The sequence below is a fragment of the Thermodesulfitimonas sp. genome, from assembly GCF_052743955.1.
The window spans coordinates 1-16,765 of the sequence record NZ_JBRAIN010000010.1 but is presented as its reverse complement, the minus strand read 5'-3'; the positions used below and the strand labels follow the sequence as shown (position 1 = coordinate 16,765).

The following is a 16,765-nucleotide window of genomic DNA, read 5'->3' as shown; positions in this document are numbered from 1 at the left end:
ACCGGGATTCTCCAGGGATTGGGCCGGCCGCTTGTGCCCTTCCGGAACCTCGTGGTGGCCTCGATTTTTAAACTCACCGGCATCTACTTCCTGACTGGGCTGCCGGGTTGTGGCATTCGGGGGGCCGCGGCGGCGGTCGTTGTCGGTTTTGCCGTAATGAGTCTCCTCAACCTCGTTGACCTTTGGCAATTGACTGGCTGCTCACCTGGCGTCGGGGAAGTGTTTCTAAAGCCGCTTGTGGCAACGCTTCCAGCGGCTTTGGTCCTTAAGTGGGGCCATACTTTCTTTGCTGCCCGGGAGACGGGGCTGCTTTTGAGTCTTGGGGTAGCGCTTTTGCTGGCCGGAACTGTTTACCTCACCGTCTTAATTCTCACCGGGGTTTTGCGGCGGGAGGATTACGCGCGTTTATTTTTTATTTTCTGGAAAATTTTCGTCGCTATAAAAAGATGAGAAAGAAGTTAACATAATATAGGGAGTTTAAGTGCCTGTCTGTCACGAAGAGAGTGTTCTCAAGGGCTGGCCGGAAAGAAGGAAACGGGATAGAGGGTCCTGGAAGCCGGAAAAGCGTAAGGCAAGCCGCAGGGTAACCGGAGATAAAGTAAGGTGGCGGCGAAGAAGCGGGGTTGAAAGCGCTAAAATGGTGCGGAGGTGAGGGGGATGGCGCAGTTTTTCCCGCAGAAGAAGCTTTTACCGGAAGCGGTTCTGGACCGCTTTAAATACGAGGTGGCCGCGGAGCTCGGCTTGACATCCCAGATCGAGGATGGCTACTGGGGGAATATCGTCGCGAAGGACTGCGGCCGGGTAGGCGGCAAGATCGGCGGCCAGATGGTCCGCGTGATGATCAGAGACGCTGAGGAGGCCCTCCGGCGAGGGGAGCGTTTTTAAGAGCAAGGAAAAATTTTTTCTGCCGGGGGTTGACAGAGGTAGCTCGGAGCAGGTAAACTTTCTCGTAACTGAATAAGGTTTAGCCGAGCGGAGATGAGTTTGAGAAGAGCGCAGATGAGGCTGGGAAGGCGGCTTTGCGAGTTCTGCCAGCACTCATTCTGGGTGCTGGCTTATTTTTTTGCGGTGAAGGGAGTGGGCAGCGTGATTTATCCGCCCCGGGAGGAATACCTGCGCCTGAGTAGGAATTACGACGTGGTCCCGGTTTTCCGGGAAGTAGCGGCGGACTTAGAAACCCCGATCGCGGTCTTCAAAAAGATCGCTTCGTCGCCCGCCTACCTCCTCGAAAGCGTTGCCGGCGGCGAGTTTTTAGGACGATACAGTTTTATCGGCTACGAGCCCTTTCTTGTCTTCCGTGCCCGGGGGAAAAGCGGTACGGTGCTGGGCGAAGGGAAGAAACAGCGCTTCACCGGCTCCCCGATAGGGGTTCTGGGCGAGTTGCTCGCCAAGCTTCGCGGGCCGCGTCTTCCGGGCCTACCGCGCTTTTACGGCGGCGGGGTGGGCTACTTCGGCTACGATCTCGTCCGCCACTTTGAGCGCCTGCCGGTGCGGGCTGTCGACGACCTGGGGCTTGACGACTGCCACCTTATCTTTACCCGGGTAGTGCTCGCCTTCGACCACGTCAAACACAGGCTGGTAGTGGTGGTGAATACCCGCCCCGGCGGTGATCCCGAGAGGGCTTACCGGGAGGCCCAGGAAAAGATCGGGGCGGTGCTGACTGACCTTTCCCGGCCGGTAGGATTAGAGGGGGCGGTTGGCTTGCCGGAAGCGCCGGCCCGTGTGGTCGCCAACATGGAAAAGGAGGAATTCCTGGCGGCGGTGCGCCGTGCCAAGGAGTACATCCGGGCGGGCGACATCCTCCAGGTGGTTTTATCCCAGCGGTTCGCGCAGGAGTTTACCGGCGATCCCTTTGAGGTTTACCGGCGGCTGCGGATGATTAACCCCTCCCCCTATCTTTTCTACCTTGACCTCGGCGACCCGGTGGTGGTCGGTTCCTCGCCGGAGATGCTGATCCGGGTGGAGGAAGGGGTTATCCAGACGCGCCCGATTGCCGGTACACGCCCGCGGGGGCAGGATGCCGCGGCCGACGAGGCTCTGGCCCGCGAGCTGCTGAGTGACCCGAAGGAGCGGGCGGAGCACATCATGTTAGTAGATCTGGGCCGGAACGATCTGGGCCGGGTCTGCCTGCCGGGAACGGTTCGCGTTCCCGAGTTTATGACCATCGAGAAGTACTCCCACGTGATCCATATTGTTTCCGGAGTTGAGGGCCGCCTGGCACCGGAATATACGGCGCTTGACGCACTGGTCGCCTCCTTTCCCGCGGGGACGGTTTCGGGGGCGCCGAAGGTGCGGGCGATGGAAATCATCGAAGAGCTAGAGCCGGTCCGGCGCGGGATATACGCCGGGGCGGTGGGTTACCTGAGCTTTACCGGGAATCTCGACACCTGTATCGCTATCCGCACGCTGGTTATCCACCAAGGAAAGGCTTACGTGCAGGCCGGGGCGGGAATTGTCGCCGATTCCGAGCCGGAGCGGGAGTATGTCGAAACGCTCAACAAAGCGCAGGCGCTCCTTACCACGCTCGGAGCTCCGGGGTGGTCTGCGGTGGCCTCTGAAGAAAAAGAGTTTTCGCCGGTACTAGTAAAGTAGTTAGCCAAATGATTAACCTTGTCTAAGATTTGAGGGGTGCTGGCCTTGGTTTTAATGATCGACAATTACGATTCCTTTACTTACAATCTTGTGCAGTACCTGGCGGAGATCGGGGCGGAGGTGCAGGTTTACCGGAATGACGCGATTACCCTTGAGATGATTGCGCGGCTTAATCCCTCCCACATCGTCCTTTCGCCGGGGCCCTGCACGCCTAACGAGGCGGGTATTTGTCTGGACCTGATCGCGTACTTCGCCGGGAAAATTCCGATTCTCGGCGTTTGCCTCGGGCACCAGGCGATCGCCCAGGCCTTTGGGGGCCGCGTGGTGCGGGCGGCGCGGCTGATGCACGGGAAGACGTCGCCAATTCACCACGACGGGCAGACCATTTTCCGAGGCATACCCTCTCCCTTCACGGCGACCCGGTACCATTCCCTCATTGTCGCTCCCGAGGACCTGCCGCCGGTGCTCGCGGTGAGTGCCTGGACGGCGGAGGGAGAGATCATGGGCCTCCGGCACCGGGAGTTGCCGGTGGAAGGGGTGCAGTTTCACCCGGAGTCGATCCTTACGGAATACGGGAAAGAGCTGCTGCGGAATTTTTTGCGCCTTACAGAGTAACGGGAGAAAGGGGTTGAAAGGGATGCTCAAAGAGGCGCTGGCCAAGGTGGTGGCCGGGGAAAACCTGACGGTCGAAGAGGCGCAAGCGGTGATGGAAGAGATTATGGGGGGCGCGGCTACGCCGGCGCAGATCGGTGCCTTCTTGGTGGCGTTGCGGATGAAGGGGGAGACGGCGCCGGAAGTGGCCGGCTTCGCCCGGGCGATGCGGGAGAAAGCGGTGGGTTACCGGTCGCGCCACCCGCTGCTGGTCGATACCTGCGGTACGGGTGGCGACGGCGCCCATACGTTCAATATTTCGACCACCGCGGCCTTCGTGGTTGCCGCGTGCGGCTGCCCGGTGGCGAAGCACGGCAACCGTTCTGTTTCGAGCCGGGCGGGGAGCGCCGATCTCCTTGAGGCGCTCGGGGCAAAAATCGACCTGCCGCCGGCTGCGGCCGGGCAGTGCCTGGATACGGTCGGTTTTGGCTTTTTCTTCGCGCCCCTCTGCCACCCGGCGATGAAGCACGCGGCGGGCCCCCGCCGGGAACTGGGCCTGCGGACTGTTTTCAACATCCTCGGGCCGCTCTGCAATCCCGCCGGGGCCCAGGCCCAGGTGGTGGGCGTTTACGCGCCCGAACTGGTGGATCTGGTGGCGGCGGTTCTCTCCCTCCTCGGGGTGAAGCGGGCCTTTGTGGTTCACGGCGCGGGAGGGCTTGACGAGGTCTCGCCGGTGGGTGAGGTGCTTTACGCCGAAGTGGTAGACGGGGCGGTCCGACGCGGGGTCCTCGACCCGCTCGCGTACGGCGTGGGACGCTGCCCGCTGGCGGCGCTACAGGGCGGGACGGCGGCAGAAAACGCCGCCATCACCCGCAGGATTCTTGAGGGTGAAGCGGGGCCACGTAGTGACGCGGTGGCGCTAAACGCGGCCTTTGCGTTAGTGGCGGCGGGGATGGCGGCGGATGTGCGCGAGGGGCTCCAGCTCGCATGTAGGGCGCTGGCTTCCGGCGCGGCGCGCGCCAAGATGGAAGAGTACGTAGCTCAGAGCTGGAGCGTGGGATAGGTGCTAGGCGATATTATCGAACATAAACGCGCCGAGATCGCCCGACGGAAGGCGGTCTGCCCCCCGGAGGTTCTCACGGCGGCCCTCGCATTTACCCCACCGCCGCGTGACTTTCGGGCTGCGCTCCGCCAGCCGGGGCGGGTAGCGGTGATCGCCGAAATTAAGCGGGCGTCACCGTCGAAAGGGTTCATCCGTCCGGATGTCAACCCGGTGGCGGTGGCCAAGATTTACGCGGCCGCAGGGGCGGCGGCGATTTCGGTTTTAACGGACGAGCGCTTTTTCCGGGGGCACCCAGAATTTTTGCGTCTGGTGCGGCGGGTAACAGAGCTGCCTCTTCTCTGCAAGGATTTTATTCTTGACCCGTACCAGATTTACGAGGCCCGGCAGTTAGGTGCCGACGCCATCCTTTTGATTGTGCGTATCCTCCGGCAGCGGGAGCTAACGGAGTTTTTGGGGCTGGCGCGGCAGCTCGGGATGGAGGCGCTCGTGGAGACGCATACGGAGGAAGAGATCGCCCGGGCATTGGCCGCCGGGGCGACCGTGATCGGGATCAACAACCGCGATCTGAAGAGTTTCACTACCGATATTAAGACCACCTTCCGGCTAAAACGCTATCTCCCGCCGGAGGTGGTGGTGGTGAGCGAGAGCGGTATCAGCTCGCCGTTGGCGATGCAGGCGTTAAAAAAGCACGGGGTGAATGCGGCGCTCGTCGGGGAAGCGCTGATGGCTGCGCCCGACATCGGGGCAAAGCTGCGGGAACTTGTCGCTGCCGGTGCAGAAGGCAGCTATGAGGATATAGGTTAACAGCTAACGCTAAGTGAGGTAAGCGCTGGTGGTGCGGGTGAAGATCTGCGGTATCCAGGACGTAGAAACCGCACGGGTGGCGGTCGCGGCTGGGGCCGACGCGCTGGGCTTTGTTTTCGCGGCCAGCCGGCGGCAGGTAACGCCGGAGACGGTCCGGCAGATTGTGGCGGCCCTACCGCCTTTCGTGGTGCCGGTCGGGGTTTTCGTTGACGCCCCCCTTGAAGTGGTAAAGGAGATCGCCGTCTACTGCGGGCTCGGCGCGGTCCAGCTTCACGGAACGGAACCCCCCGGCTACTGTGCGGCGTTGGGGGATGGTGGCATCCGGGTGATCAAGGCGCTGCGGGTAAAGGGACCGCAGGACCTAGTCGGGCTGGATGCCTACCCGGTTCAGGCGCTGCTCCTGGACACCTTTGTTCCCGGGATGGCAGGGGGCACCGGCAAGGCTTTTGACTGGGGACTGCTGGCGGGAAAGGTTTTCCCCGCACCGTTGGTCCTCGCCGGGGGCCTTACCCCGGAGAACGTGGCGGAAGCGGTACGGCGGGTGCGGCCCTATGCGGTCGATGTCTCAAGCGGGGTTGAAACCGGGGGCCGGAAGGACCCGGCCAGGATCCGGTTATTCATTCAGCGGGCGAAGGAGGTTTTCTAATGCTGCCAGATGCGCGGGGGTATTACGGCTGTTTCGGGGGCCGGTTTGTGCCCGAGACGCTTATGCCGGCGCTCGAAGAGCTAACGGCGGCTTACGCGGCCGTCAAAGACGACCCCGGCTTTCAGAGCGAGCTTCAATGGTACCTCAAGGATTACGTGGGGCGGCCGACACCACTTTATTTCGCGGCGCGGCTCACCGCCCACCTGGGCGGGGCCCGGATATACCTCAAGCGGGAGGACTTAAACCATACTGGCGCCCACAAGATAAACAACACGATCGGGCAGGCGCTTTTGGCGAAGCGGATGGGGAAGCGGCGGGTGATCGCCGAAACGGGTGCCGGCCAGCACGGGGTAGCTACGGCTACGGCAGCGGCGCTTTTAGGTTTTGAGTGTGCCATTTACATGGGAGAAGAAGATATCGTCCGGCAGCGGCTCAATGTGATCCGGATGCAGCTTTTAGGCGCGCAGGTAATCCCGGTGGGTGCCGGAAGCCGGACGTTGAAGGACGCGATGAACGAAGCGATCCGCGACTGGGTGACCAACGTCCGGGACACCTACTACCTGATCGGCTCGGTCGCCGGCCCCCACCCTTACCCGATGATCGTGCGGGATTTTCAGGCGGTGATCGGGCGGGAGACGCGGGAGCAAGTCCGCCGGGAAACCGGACGGCTGCCTGACGTGATTGTGGCTTGCGTTGGGGGGGGGTCGAACGCTATGGGCATCTTTTACCCGTTTCTTAACGAGCCGGCGGTGCGGCTGGTCGGGGTGGAGGCGGCCGGCGAGGGTCTGGCGACGGGGCGCCACGCGGCGACGCTTAACTGCGGCCGCCCCGGGGTGCTGCACGGCTCTTTGAGCTACGTCCTTCAGGATGCGGACGGCCAGATAAACCTTGCCCACTCGATTTCCGCCGGGCTGGATTACCCGGGGGTAGGACCGGAGCACGCCTACCTCAAGGAGACGGGCCGGGTAACTTATACCACCGCTACCGACGCGGAGGCGCTCGCGGCTTTCGAACTGCTGAGCAAGACCGAAGGGATCCTCCCCGCCCTCGAGAGCGCGCACGCGGTGGCCGAAGTGGTGCGGCTGGCGCCTATGTTGCCGCCCGACGCGGTGGTGGTAGTAAACCTTTCGGGCCGGGGGGATAAGGATGTGGAAACGGTGGCCCGGGTAAAGGGGTTGAAGCTATGAGCCGGATAGCCGCGACTTTCACCGGTTTGCGAAAACGGGGCGCGAAAGGTCTCATTACCTATCTTACCGCTGGCGATCCGGACCTGGAGCGGACGGCGGCGCTCATTACGGCGATGGACCAGGCGGGTGCCGATATTATCGAGGTGGGGATTCCTTTCTCCGACCCTCTGGCTGACGGACCGGTGATTCAGGCGGCGGCAAACCGGGCGCTTGCGGGGGGAGTGACGGTCGCTAAGATCCTGGGAATGGTGGCCCAAGTGCGAGCGGCGGTTGCAGCACCGCTAGTGCTGATGACTTACTACAACCCGGTCTTCCAACAGGGGCTCGAAGCCTTCTGCCGGCGGGCGGCGGAAACTGGTGTGGACGGGATAATCGTGCCCGACCTCCCCTATGAAGAGAGCGGGCCGCTGCTGCACGCTGCGGACCATTACGGGATCGATCTCATTCCTTTAGTGGCGCCTACCAGTACCCCTTCCCGGATTGCGGCGATCTGCGCGCGGGCGCGGGGCTTCATCTACTGCGTTTCGGTTACCGGCGTGACGGGAATGCGGGAGACGATCGAGACGGATCTGAAGAGTTTAAGCCAAACTATCCGCCAGCACACTGACCTGCCGGTGGCGATCGGTTTCGGGGTTTCGGGTCCCGAAGCGGCGGCGCGGCTCGCTCCCTTCTGCGACGCGGTGGTGGTCGGCAGCGCCATAGTCCGCCTTATTGGCGACGGGGCTTTCGAGGAGGTAGGAAGGTTCACCGCGGCTCTGAAGCAGGCTTTAAGCCCGCGGGGATAGATCCCCTTATGCCGGGTAGTTGTTTTCGTGAGGCCGATCCTGGCAAGGCAGGCCGGCACGGAGAAGAGCGTGGCGAGCAAACAGTACAGGTCTTAATAAAGGATTGTCCTGCCAATAGGACTATGGTAAGATGGTTCAAAAACCGGGGAATGAGGCGGTATGGAAATCAAGGTGCGCGGTTGTCTTGATAGCCTGGCGGTTTACCAGCCGGGTAAGCCTATCGAAGAGGTCAAGCGGGAGCTGGGCCTCGAAGACATCGTTAAATTGGCTTCTAATGAGAACCCGCTCGGTCCCTCGCCGCGGGCGATGGCGGCTGTGGCCGCAGCGATCAGCCAGCTGAATTTCTATCCGGACGGCAGCGCTTACCGGCTGCGCCAGGCGCTGGCGGCCCGGCTCGGGGTTGAATTTGATGCCGTGCTCGTCGGCAACGGCTCCAACGAGCTCGTCCAGATGCTGTCGCTAGCGCTTTTGGAACCGGGCGACGAGGTGGTAATGCCGGTCCCAACCTTCCCGCGTTATGAGCCCCTCGCCCGGCTGATGGGGGCGGTGCCCGTGGAGGTGCCGCTTAAAGATTTCCGGATCGATATCGAAGCGATGGCCGCCCGGGTGGGGCCGAAAACCAAGATGATTTATCTCTGCAACCCGAACAACCCGACGGGAACGATTGTCACGCGGCAGGAGGTTGATTGGCTGCTCGGGCGCCTCGACCCGGCGGTTCTGGTTGTTTTTGACGAGGCTTATTTCGAGTACGTCACCCACCCGGACTACCCCGACGGCCTTGATTACTACCGCAGGGGTTACAACGTGATGGTGCTGCGAACCTTTTCTAAGATGTACGGTCTGGCGGGGCTGCGGGTCGGCTACGGCGTTGGGTCGCCACGGCTTGTCAGCTATCTCAACCGGGTGCGGGAGCCCTTCAACGTTAACGCCCTAGCCCAGGAGGCCGCGCTGGCTGCGTTAGAGGACGAGGAGTTCGTGACGCTCACGAAAAAGACGAACGAGGAAGGCAAGCGATTTCTCTACCAGGCTTTCGGGGCGCGGGGGATTCCTTACGTGCCGACGGAGGCGAACTTCATCTTCTTCGACGCCGGTCGGGATGAGCGGGTAGTCTTCCGGCGGCTGCTGGCGGAGGGCGTCATTATCCGGGGCGGTTTCGGGTATCCGACGCACCTGCGGGTGACGATCGGCACGGCGGCGCAGAACGCCCGCTTTGTGGCGGCGATAGAAAAGGTTTTGGCGGAGTAAAACGGAGGTGGAGTATTGAATGATCATCGTAATGGCGAACAACGCTACGGAACAGGAGATTGAAGGCGTAATCAGGCGGATCGAGGACGAAGGTTTCAAGGCCCACCTTTCGCGGGGCGTGGAAAAGACGATTATCGGGGTTATCGGGGACGAGCGGAGGCTAAAGGAGGTTGCCCTGGAGGTGTTGCCGGGGGTGGAAGAGGTGATCCCCATTCTTCAACCCTACAAGATGGCCAGCCGTTCCTTCCGCGCCGACAGGACGGTTATCGACCTGGGAGACGGTATCGTGATCGGCGGCGAGAGGATCCACGTTATGGCCGGACCGTGCGCCGTGGAGAGCCGGGAGCAGTTGCTGACGGCGGCCGAAAAGGTTAAAGCCGCGGGCGCAACGATCCTGCGCGGCGGCGCGTTTAAACCGCGCACCTCCCCTTACTCTTTCCAAGGGTTAGGCGAAGAAGGACTCAAGATTTTGGCCGAGGCGCGCGAGAAGTTCGGGCTCAAAATCGTGACGGAGGTAATGGATATCCGCACCCTGCCTCTGGTTGCGGCGTACGCGGATATCATTCAGATCGGCACCCGGAACATGCAGAATTTCGACCTCTTGAAGGAGGTTGGCAAGGTTAACCGGCCGGTGCTCCTCAAGCGCGGCTTGTCAGCGACCATTGAGGAGTGGCTGATGGCGGCCGAATACATCCTCACTAACGGTAACTTCAACGTGATCCTATGCGAGCGGGGCATCCGCAGCTTCGAAACCTATACCCGCAATACCCTCGACCTTTCGGCGGTCCCGGTAGTGAAGCACCTGTCGCACCTGCCGGTGGTGGTCGACCCGAGCCACGGCCTTGGGCGCTGGAAGTTCGTGGCGCCAATGTGCCGGGCGGCGATCGCGGCGGGGGCCGACGGCTTGTTAGTGGAGGTTCACCCCAACCCGGCGGCAGCGCTCTGCGACGGGGCGCAATCGCTTACGCCCGAAAACTTTGCCGCAATGATGGATGATCTGCGACGGATAGCGGCGGCGTTAGGGAGGACGCTTTAGTGGCCGTTTTGCGGGTTGGCTTTTTAGGGCCATCGGGAACCTTTACGGCGCAGGCGATGGCCCGTTTTTATTCGGGCCAGGATTACGAAGGGGTCCCTTATGCCGAGATACCGGAGCTTTTCGGTGCGGTGGCGGCGGGGGAGGTGGCGGCGGGGGTTGTCCCCGTCGAGAATTCCCTTGAAGGCAGCGTGAACGTGACGCTCGACCTTCTCGTCCGGGACCCGGCGGTGGTCATCGTGGGCGAGGTAATCCTGCCGGTCGTCCACCACCTTCTCGCCCGACGCCCCGGGCACTTTACGCGGGTGCTTTCCCACCCGCACGCGCTGGCGCAGTGCCGGGCGTTCCTGGAGCGAGAGCTGCCGGGGGTGGCCCGGGAAGCGACCACCAGCACGGCAGAGGCGGCCCGGCTGGTGGCTTCCGCCGACGCATCCTGGGCCGCCATTGGCACCGAGGAGGCGGCAGAGCGCTACGGGCTGGTCGTGGTGGCCCGGGCGATTCAGGATAGCGCCGAAAATGAAACCCGTTTCGTGGTGATCGGGCGCGAACCCGCTTCCAGGACGGGGAAGGACAAGACCTCGATCGCCTTTTCGCTGCGGCACGACCGGCCGGGCGCGCTTTACGCGGCGCTGGGCGAATTCGCCCAGCGCGGGATCAACCTGACCAAAATCGAATCCCGCCCGGCGCGGCGCAGCATCGGGCACTATATCTTTTTTATCGATTGTGAGGGCCACAGGGAGGACGCGCCCGTAGCGGCGGCCCTGGCGGCGATAATAGAAATGAGCACTTTTTTTAAGGTTCTTGGTTCTTACCCGCGCTGGGAGTGAGGGGGAAGGCGATAAGGTGCTCGGACGGGTTGCGATTATCGGTGTGGGGTTGATCGGCGGCTCCCTCGGGATGGCGCTTAAGCGCGTCGGTCTGGCAGAAGAAGTGGTGGGCGTCGGGCGGAGCGCGGAAAAGCTCCGGGTAGCGCTGGAGGTTGGAGCAGTCGACAGGGTGACGACTGCGTTAGAGGCGGTGGCGGGCGCGGCGCTTGTCGTGGTGGCCACACCGGTCGGCACGGTGATCCCGATGGTAGAGGCGGTAGCTCCTTATCTTGGTGCGGGGACCGTGGTTACGGACGTGGGGAGCACCAAGGCGGCCATCGTGCGGGCGGCCGAGCCCATCGCCCGCGCCCGGGGTTTTTCTTTTGTGGGGGGCCACCCGATGGCTGGCTCGGAGCGAACCGGGGTGGAAAGTGCCGACCCTTACCTTTTTGAAAATGCCTACTATATCCTGACCCCGACCCCCGCTACCGAGCAGGACGCGGTGGCGAAGGTCCGGGCGCTGGCCGCAGGTGTCGGAGCCCGGGTAATAGAGCTTTCGCCCGAGGCGCACGATTTTTACGTCGCGGCGGTGAGCCACCTTCCCCACTGCGTGGCTGCGGTCCTCGTCAATACCATTGGGGCGCTTCCCGAGCGGGAGGCACTGCTGCCTCTGGCCGCGGGGGGCTTTCGGGATACCACCCGGGTGGCGGGAGGGGATCCGGCGCTGTGGCGGGATATCCTTCTCTCCAACAGCGATGCCGTCTTGACCATGATCGGCCGCTACCGGGAGGCGCTGGGCGAACTTGCGGCTCTGATCGCTGCGGGCGACGGCACGGGTGTGGAAGGGTGGCTGCGGCGCGCGCAAGAGGTGCGCCGGACGGTGCCGGCCAAGAGCAAGGGCTACCTGCCGGAGCTTTACGAGATTGTGGTGACTGTTCCCGACCGGCCAGGCGTGATAGCCCGGCTGGCGGGGATTCTTGGTGATGCCGGTATCAATATCAGCGACATCGAGATTCTCCGGGTGCGGGAAGGGGAAGGCGGCACGATCAGGCTCGGTTTTGCCAGGGCTGCCGACCAGGAAGAGGCGGTGCGCCTGTTGCGGGCCAGCGGCATTGAAACCCGGAAACGGTAAGATCTTAATAAACGTAGAACGTAGAATGCCGAACGGGCCCGGAAGGTCTGTCAGTATAAGGTTGAACGACTATCAGGGGAGGGGTTTCTTTGTGGCTCAAAATCAAGCCGGCACACACCCTGCAAGGTGAGGTCGAGGTCCCCGGCGATAAATCGATCTCCCACCGGGCGCTCATGTTAGGGGCGATTGCGGAAGGAGAAACGGTGATCAAGAATTTTCTCGCCGGTGAGGACTGTTTGGCTACCCTGGCCTGCCTGCGCGCGCTGGGGGTGGCGATCACGGAGCCGGAGGCGGGGCGCGTGCGGGTTGAAGGGCGCGGGCTGCACGGGCTCACCGAGCCCGCCGACATCCTCGACGCGAAAAATTCCGGTACTACGATGCGGCTGCTTCTCGGCATCCTTGCGGGGCAGCCTTTTTTCAGTGTCATCACCGGCGATGCGAGCCTCCGCCGGCGACCGATGGGCCGGGTGGTCCAGCCGCTGCGGGCGATGGGGGCCCAGATTATGGCGCGGGCTGGCGGAGAACTTGCCCCCCTTGCGGTTAGTGGCGGGGGACTCAAGCCCATCGAGTTTACTTCGCCGGTGGCGAGCGCCCAGGTAAAGTCGGCGGTTCTTTTAGCGGGACTTTATGCCGCCGGAGAGACGGTGGTAACCGAGCCGGCGCTTTCCCGCGACCATACCGAAAGGATGCTGGAGCTTTTTGGTGCGCCCGTCAAGCGGAACGGGCTTACCGTTGCGGTTCGGGGTGGACCGGTGCTAAAAGGGATGTCGGTACGGGTCCCCGGCGATATTTCCTCGGCCGCCTTCCTGCTGGTTGCCGCCTGTATTGTGCCGGACGCTGCGGTGACCGTAAAAGGGGTGGGCCTTAACCCGACCCGGACCGGGATCCTCGACGCGCTGCGGGCGATGGGAGCCCGGATCGAGATCGAGGTGCGGGGTACCGGGCCTGAACCGTGGGGCGACATTACCGTCTATTCCGGGCTGTTGCGCGGAACGCAGGTGGGCGGCGAACTGATCCCGCGCCTCATCGACGAAATCCCTGTGCTAACGGTAGCGGCGGCGTATGCCGCTGGCGAGACGGTGATCCGCGACGCTGCCGAGCTCAAGTATAAAGAGTCGAACCGGTTGCAGACGATGGCGGTAGAACTGGCGCGCTTGGGGGTAGACGTTGCAGAGTTGCCTGACGGGCTGGTTATCCGCGGCGGGAAGCCGCTAAGAGGAACGACGGTGGAGAGTTACGGGGACCACCGGGTGGCGATGGCGCTAGCGGTGGCAGGCCTTGCCGCCACAGGCGAGACGGTTGTTCAGAACGCTGGGGCGATTAATGTTTCTTTCCCTGGTTTTGTGACCGTGCTTAGGCGCCTTGGTGCGGCGGTTGATACGGAAATTTTAGCTTAGAAAAAGGAAATCTATAGGCAGTGTCGAATTCAAATCAGCGAAGGCAAGAAAGGGCAGAGTACGGCTTTGCGGATCGCGATCGACGGCCCGGCAGGTGCCGGGAAGAGCACGGTAGCTAAAAAGCTGGCGGGACTCCTCGGCTATAACTATATCGATACGGGAGCGATGTACCGCGCGGTTGCCCTGGCGGCTCTCGCGGCGGGGGTTCCTGGTGACGATCCAGAAGCACTGGCGCGTCTGGCTAAAAGCCTTACGATCGAACAGGTCTGGCAGCCGGACGGGATGACTTTAAAGGTTTTTCTGAACGGGCGCGAGGTGACGCGGGAGATCCGGACGCCCGCGGTTTCGCGTTTTGTATCCGTGGTGGCGCAGGTTCCCGGGGTGCGGCAGCAGCTTACCACAAAACAGCGGGCCATGGCGGCATCCGGCCGGGTGGTGATGGAGGGGCGGGATATCGGTACGGTGGTGCTGCCTGACGCCGAGAAAAAGTTTTTTCTCACGGCGTCGGTTGAAGAAAGAGCGCGCCGCCGCTTCCTCGAGATTACTGGGCAGGGATACGCTGTGACCCTCGAAGAGCAGATTAGGGAGATTGCGGCGCGGGATGCCTGGGACGCGTCGCGTGCGGTGGCGCCACTAATGCCGGCGTCCGATGCGGTGGTGATCGATACCACAGGCAAAAGCCCCGATCAGGTGGTGGCGGAGATGGCGGCGCTAGTGCGCGGGGGCTAAAGCGGTGGTTTACTGGTTTGCCTGGGGTTTATGCAAAGTGCTGCTCCTGGTCCTGCGGCGGTGGAAGGTAGAAGGGACGGCGAACCTGCCGCGCGAGGGAGCGGTTATCGTAATTGCGAACCACCAAAGTTACTGGGACCCGGTGGTGCTGGGAACAGCGCTGCCGCGGCGGGTCTACTTCATGGCCAAAGAAGAGCTTTTCCGAATACCGTTTTTCGGTCTGCTCTTGCGCCTTTTGGGCGCCTTTCCGGTGCGGCGTGAAGTTTATGACCGCCGGGCGTTTAAAATAGCGCTTGATCACCTAATGCGCGGTCACGTCGTCGGGATATTCCCCGAAGGAACGCGCAGCCATACGGGAAAGCTCCTGCCTGCGCAGCCAGGGGCGGCGATGCTGGCGCTGCGGAGCGGGGCGCCGGTGGTTCCGGTTGCCCTTATCGGCACCCGGGGCCTCTGCGGTCGGGTAAGAGTTAGGGTGGGTAGGCCTTTCTTTCTGACGTCTGGGGGCGGAAAGCCGTCCCGCGCAGAGATAACGGCCGGGGGCGAGAAAATGATGGCGGCGATTGCCGCGCTAATGGAAGTAGGTACTGATGGAGGTTAAAAGAGCAGCGGCGGCGGGCTTTTGCTTTGGGGTGAAGCGGGCGATAGAGCTGGCGCTGCAGGCCCGCGCGGAAAATGCCGGGCGGATTTTTACCCTGGGCCCCCTGATCCACAATCCCCAGGTGGTCAGGCTGTTGGCTGAGAAGGGGATTGAGGTAGTTCAAGACTTGGCGGCCGCGGCGGCGGGGACCTTAGTTATCCGGTCTCACGGGGTAGACCCCGAAGTTCTTGCAGCCGCTCAAGAATTAGGCTTGAAGGTAGTGGACGCTACCTGCCCTTTTGTAAAACGGGCGCAGGAACTGGCACGGAACCTCACTGAGCAGGGCTACACGGTAGTTGTGGTTGGCGACCGGGAACACCCGGAGGTGCGGGGTATCGTCGGCTGGGCCGGGGGACGGGCGCAGGTGGTGGAAGGCCCGGAGGAGGCTGTCCGTCTGCCGTTTTTCCCGCGGGTTGGAGTTATCGCGCAGACCACACAGCCGCTTGACAATTTCGAGGCGGTAGTAGCGGTACTCCGGCGCCGGCTAGTTGAGGAAGCCGAAGAGAGGCCTTCCGAACTCCGGGTTTTCAGCACCATCTGCCACGCGACTGCCGAGCGGCAGCAAGCAGCGCGTGAGCTTGCTGCCCAGGTCGACGTGATGGTGGTGGTAGGTGGCTATGATAGCGCCAATACCCGGAAGTTAGCGGCGATCTGTCGCGAGAGCGGCACGCCGACTTACCATATCGAAACCGCCGACCAGCTCAAATCGGAGTGGTTTGCCGGGGCGCGGGTGGCGGGGCTGACTGCCGGGGCGTCCACACCTGATTGGATTATCGAGGAGGTAGAAAGGCGAATGAAGGAACTGGCGGAAAATGCGCGGGAAGAGATGCAGATGGCCGATTTCCGGACCCTGCGCGGCGGCGAGATCGTTAGGGGAGTGGTGGTGGCGATTGACCAGAACGAGGTGCTTGTAGACGTAGGGGGCAAGACAGAAGGTATTATCCCGCTCCGGGAGTTGTCCTGCTGCGAGATTTCCTCCCCGCACGAGGTCGTGAGTGTGGGGGATGAAATAGATGTCTGGGTGGTCAAGGCCGAAGACCACGAAGGCCGCGTCATTCTTTCTAAGGGCCGCGCGGATGCAGAGAAAGCCTGGGTGAGATTGCAGGAAGCCTTCACGAAAGGGATGCCCGTTGAAGGGGTTGTGCGGGAGGTGGTGAAAGGCGGGGTGATTGTGGATCTAGGCGTTCGGGCCTTTCTACCTGCCTCCCTTGTCGACCGGGGTTACGTGGAAGACCTGTCGAAATATTTGGGCCAGAAGGTGACCTGTAAGGTTATCGAGCTTAACCGGGCGCGTAAAAAGGTTGTCCTTTCTCGTAAGGCCATTCTCGAAGAGGAATACCAGCGGAAACGCGAGGAACTATTCAACTCCCTCCAAGAAGGTGCGGTGGTAAAAGGCATTGTGCGGCGACTCACCTCGTTCGGCGCCTTTGTGGACATCGGGGGCTTAGACGGCTTACTGCACATTTCGGAGATTGCTTGGCACCGGGTCAACCATCCGGCGGAGGTTTTGAAGGTCGGCCAGGAGATCGAAGTTAAGGTGATTAAGATCGACCGGGAGAACGAAAAGATCAGCCTTTCCCGGAAACAGGTAATTCCCGACCCCTGGGAGACGGTAGCGGAAAAGTACCCCGTGGGCAGCCTGGTAGAGGCAAAGGTGGTTCGACTAGCGCCCTTCGGTGCTTTTGTGGAGCTTGAACCGGGTGTGGAAGGGCTGGTGCATATCTCCCATTTCGCCGACTGGCACGTAGAGAAGCCGGAGGATGTGCTTAACGAAGGGGACAGGGTTACGCTCCGGGTTCTTAGCGTTGATCCTGCTGGGCGACGCATCCGGCTCTCCTTGCGCGACGCCATCCGGAAGGAAGAGGATGTGACCGTAGCTGAGCAGCAGACCACGGAAGATAGCATGACTGTCGATTACGCTAGTGCGGTAACCCCGGCGGAAACAGAGGTAGAGGGAACCGGGGATGAAGGAGGTCCTGATTTCTCCGACGACGCGATTTCGGATTAAAGGGTTACCCTGAGATAGAAGGCTGGGCTATGAGGTAACCGTAGAAAAGAGCGGGGCCGGAACGAGATTCGGTCCCGGCGTTTCGGCCATTTTCAAGCCTGAAACTTTTA

Annotated in this window: 16 protein-coding genes and 1 pseudogene; all 17 read left to right on the top strand. The window is 62.1% G+C overall.

Annotated features, from left to right (window positions below):
- Positions 1 to 450, top strand: a pseudogene (locus tag ACUVTA_RS01715) (hypothetical protein); the annotation flags it as partial.
- A gap of 207 nt (positions 451 to 657) precedes the next feature.
- Positions 658 to 885, top strand: a complete 228-nt coding sequence (locus tag ACUVTA_RS01710; protein ID WP_445951258.1) for a small, acid-soluble spore protein, alpha/beta type — start codon at positions 658 to 660, stop codon at positions 883 to 885.
- A gap of 114 nt (positions 886 to 999) precedes the next feature.
- Positions 1,000 to 2,592 (top strand): anthranilate synthase component I, encoded by a 1,593-nt coding sequence (trpE, locus tag ACUVTA_RS01705; protein ID WP_445951257.1) that lies wholly within the window; start codon positions 1,000 to 1,002, stop codon positions 2,590 to 2,592.
- 45 nt (positions 2,593 to 2,637) lie between these two features.
- A complete protein-coding gene (pabA, locus tag ACUVTA_RS01700) occupies positions 2,638 to 3,207 on the top strand; it encodes an aminodeoxychorismate/anthranilate synthase component II (RefSeq protein ID WP_445951256.1) in 570 nt (189 codons plus the stop codon).
- 22 nt (positions 3,208 to 3,229) lie between these two features.
- Positions 3,230 to 4,246 carry an anthranilate phosphoribosyltransferase gene (gene trpD, locus ACUVTA_RS01695; protein WP_445951268.1) on the top strand — a complete coding sequence of 339 codons (1,017 nt, stop codon included), beginning with the start codon at positions 3,230 to 3,232 and terminating at the stop codon, positions 4,244 to 4,246.
- Positions 4,247 to 5,050 carry an indole-3-glycerol phosphate synthase TrpC gene (gene trpC, locus ACUVTA_RS01690; protein WP_445951255.1) on the top strand — a complete coding sequence of 268 codons (804 nt, stop codon included), beginning with the start codon at positions 4,247 to 4,249 and terminating at the stop codon, positions 5,048 to 5,050.
- Positions 5,051 to 5,078: 28 nt separating this feature from the next.
- On the top strand, positions 5,079 to 5,696 hold the full coding sequence (locus tag ACUVTA_RS01685; protein WP_445951254.1) for a phosphoribosylanthranilate isomerase: 618 nt from the start codon (positions 5,079 to 5,081) through the stop codon (positions 5,694 to 5,696).
- Entirely contained in the window at positions 5,696 to 6,883 is a 1,188-nt protein-coding gene (gene trpB / locus ACUVTA_RS01680) for a tryptophan synthase subunit beta (RefSeq protein ID WP_445951253.1), read from the top strand. Before ACUVTA_RS01685 ends, trpB begins: the two co-directional genes overlap by 1 nt.
- On the top strand, positions 6,880 to 7,668 hold the full coding sequence (trpA, locus tag ACUVTA_RS01675; protein ID WP_445951252.1) for a tryptophan synthase subunit alpha: 789 nt from the start codon (positions 6,880 to 6,882) through the stop codon (positions 7,666 to 7,668). The genes trpB and trpA overlap by 4 nt, the downstream gene beginning before the upstream one ends.
- Positions 7,669 to 7,827: 159 nt before the next feature.
- Positions 7,828 to 8,913 carry a histidinol-phosphate transaminase gene (hisC, locus tag ACUVTA_RS01670; RefSeq protein ID WP_445951251.1) on the top strand — a complete coding sequence of 362 codons (1,086 nt, stop codon included), beginning with the start codon at positions 7,828 to 7,830 and terminating at the stop codon, positions 8,911 to 8,913.
- Between the two features lie 19 nt (positions 8,914 to 8,932).
- Entirely contained in the window at positions 8,933 to 9,949 is a 1,017-nt protein-coding gene (gene aroF, locus ACUVTA_RS01665) for a 3-deoxy-7-phosphoheptulonate synthase (RefSeq protein WP_445951250.1), read from the top strand.
- Positions 9,949 to 10,773, top strand: a complete 825-nt coding sequence (pheA, locus tag ACUVTA_RS01660; RefSeq protein ID WP_445951249.1) for a prephenate dehydratase — start codon at positions 9,949 to 9,951, stop codon at positions 10,771 to 10,773. The genes aroF and pheA overlap by 1 nt, the downstream gene beginning before the upstream one ends.
- A gap of 16 nt (positions 10,774 to 10,789) precedes the next feature.
- On the top strand, positions 10,790 to 11,884 hold the full coding sequence (locus ACUVTA_RS01655; protein WP_445951248.1) for a prephenate dehydrogenase/arogenate dehydrogenase family protein: 1,095 nt from the start codon (positions 10,790 to 10,792) through the stop codon (positions 11,882 to 11,884).
- An 89-nt stretch (positions 11,885 to 11,973) separates the two neighbouring features.
- On the top strand, positions 11,974 to 13,281 hold the full coding sequence (gene aroA / locus ACUVTA_RS01650) for a 3-phosphoshikimate 1-carboxyvinyltransferase (RefSeq protein WP_445951247.1): 1,308 nt from the start codon (positions 11,974 to 11,976) through the stop codon (positions 13,279 to 13,281).
- Between the two features lie 66 nt (positions 13,282 to 13,347).
- The gene (gene cmk, locus ACUVTA_RS01645) at positions 13,348 to 14,010 is read left to right on the top strand and encodes a (d)CMP kinase (protein ID WP_445951246.1); all 663 of its coding nucleotides are present in this window, start codon (positions 13,348 to 13,350) and stop codon (positions 14,008 to 14,010) included.
- A 4-nt stretch (positions 14,011 to 14,014) separates the two neighbouring features.
- Positions 14,015 to 14,608 carry a lysophospholipid acyltransferase family protein gene (locus tag ACUVTA_RS01640; RefSeq protein WP_445951245.1) on the top strand — a complete coding sequence of 198 codons (594 nt, stop codon included), beginning with the start codon at positions 14,015 to 14,017 and terminating at the stop codon, positions 14,606 to 14,608.
- The gene (locus ACUVTA_RS01635) at positions 14,598 to 16,655 is read left to right on the top strand and encodes a bifunctional 4-hydroxy-3-methylbut-2-enyl diphosphate reductase/30S ribosomal protein S1 (protein WP_445951244.1); all 2,058 of its coding nucleotides are present in this window, start codon (positions 14,598 to 14,600) and stop codon (positions 16,653 to 16,655) included. Before ACUVTA_RS01640 ends, ACUVTA_RS01635 begins: the two co-directional genes overlap by 11 nt.
- Positions 16,656 to 16,765: the final 110 nt, after the last annotated feature.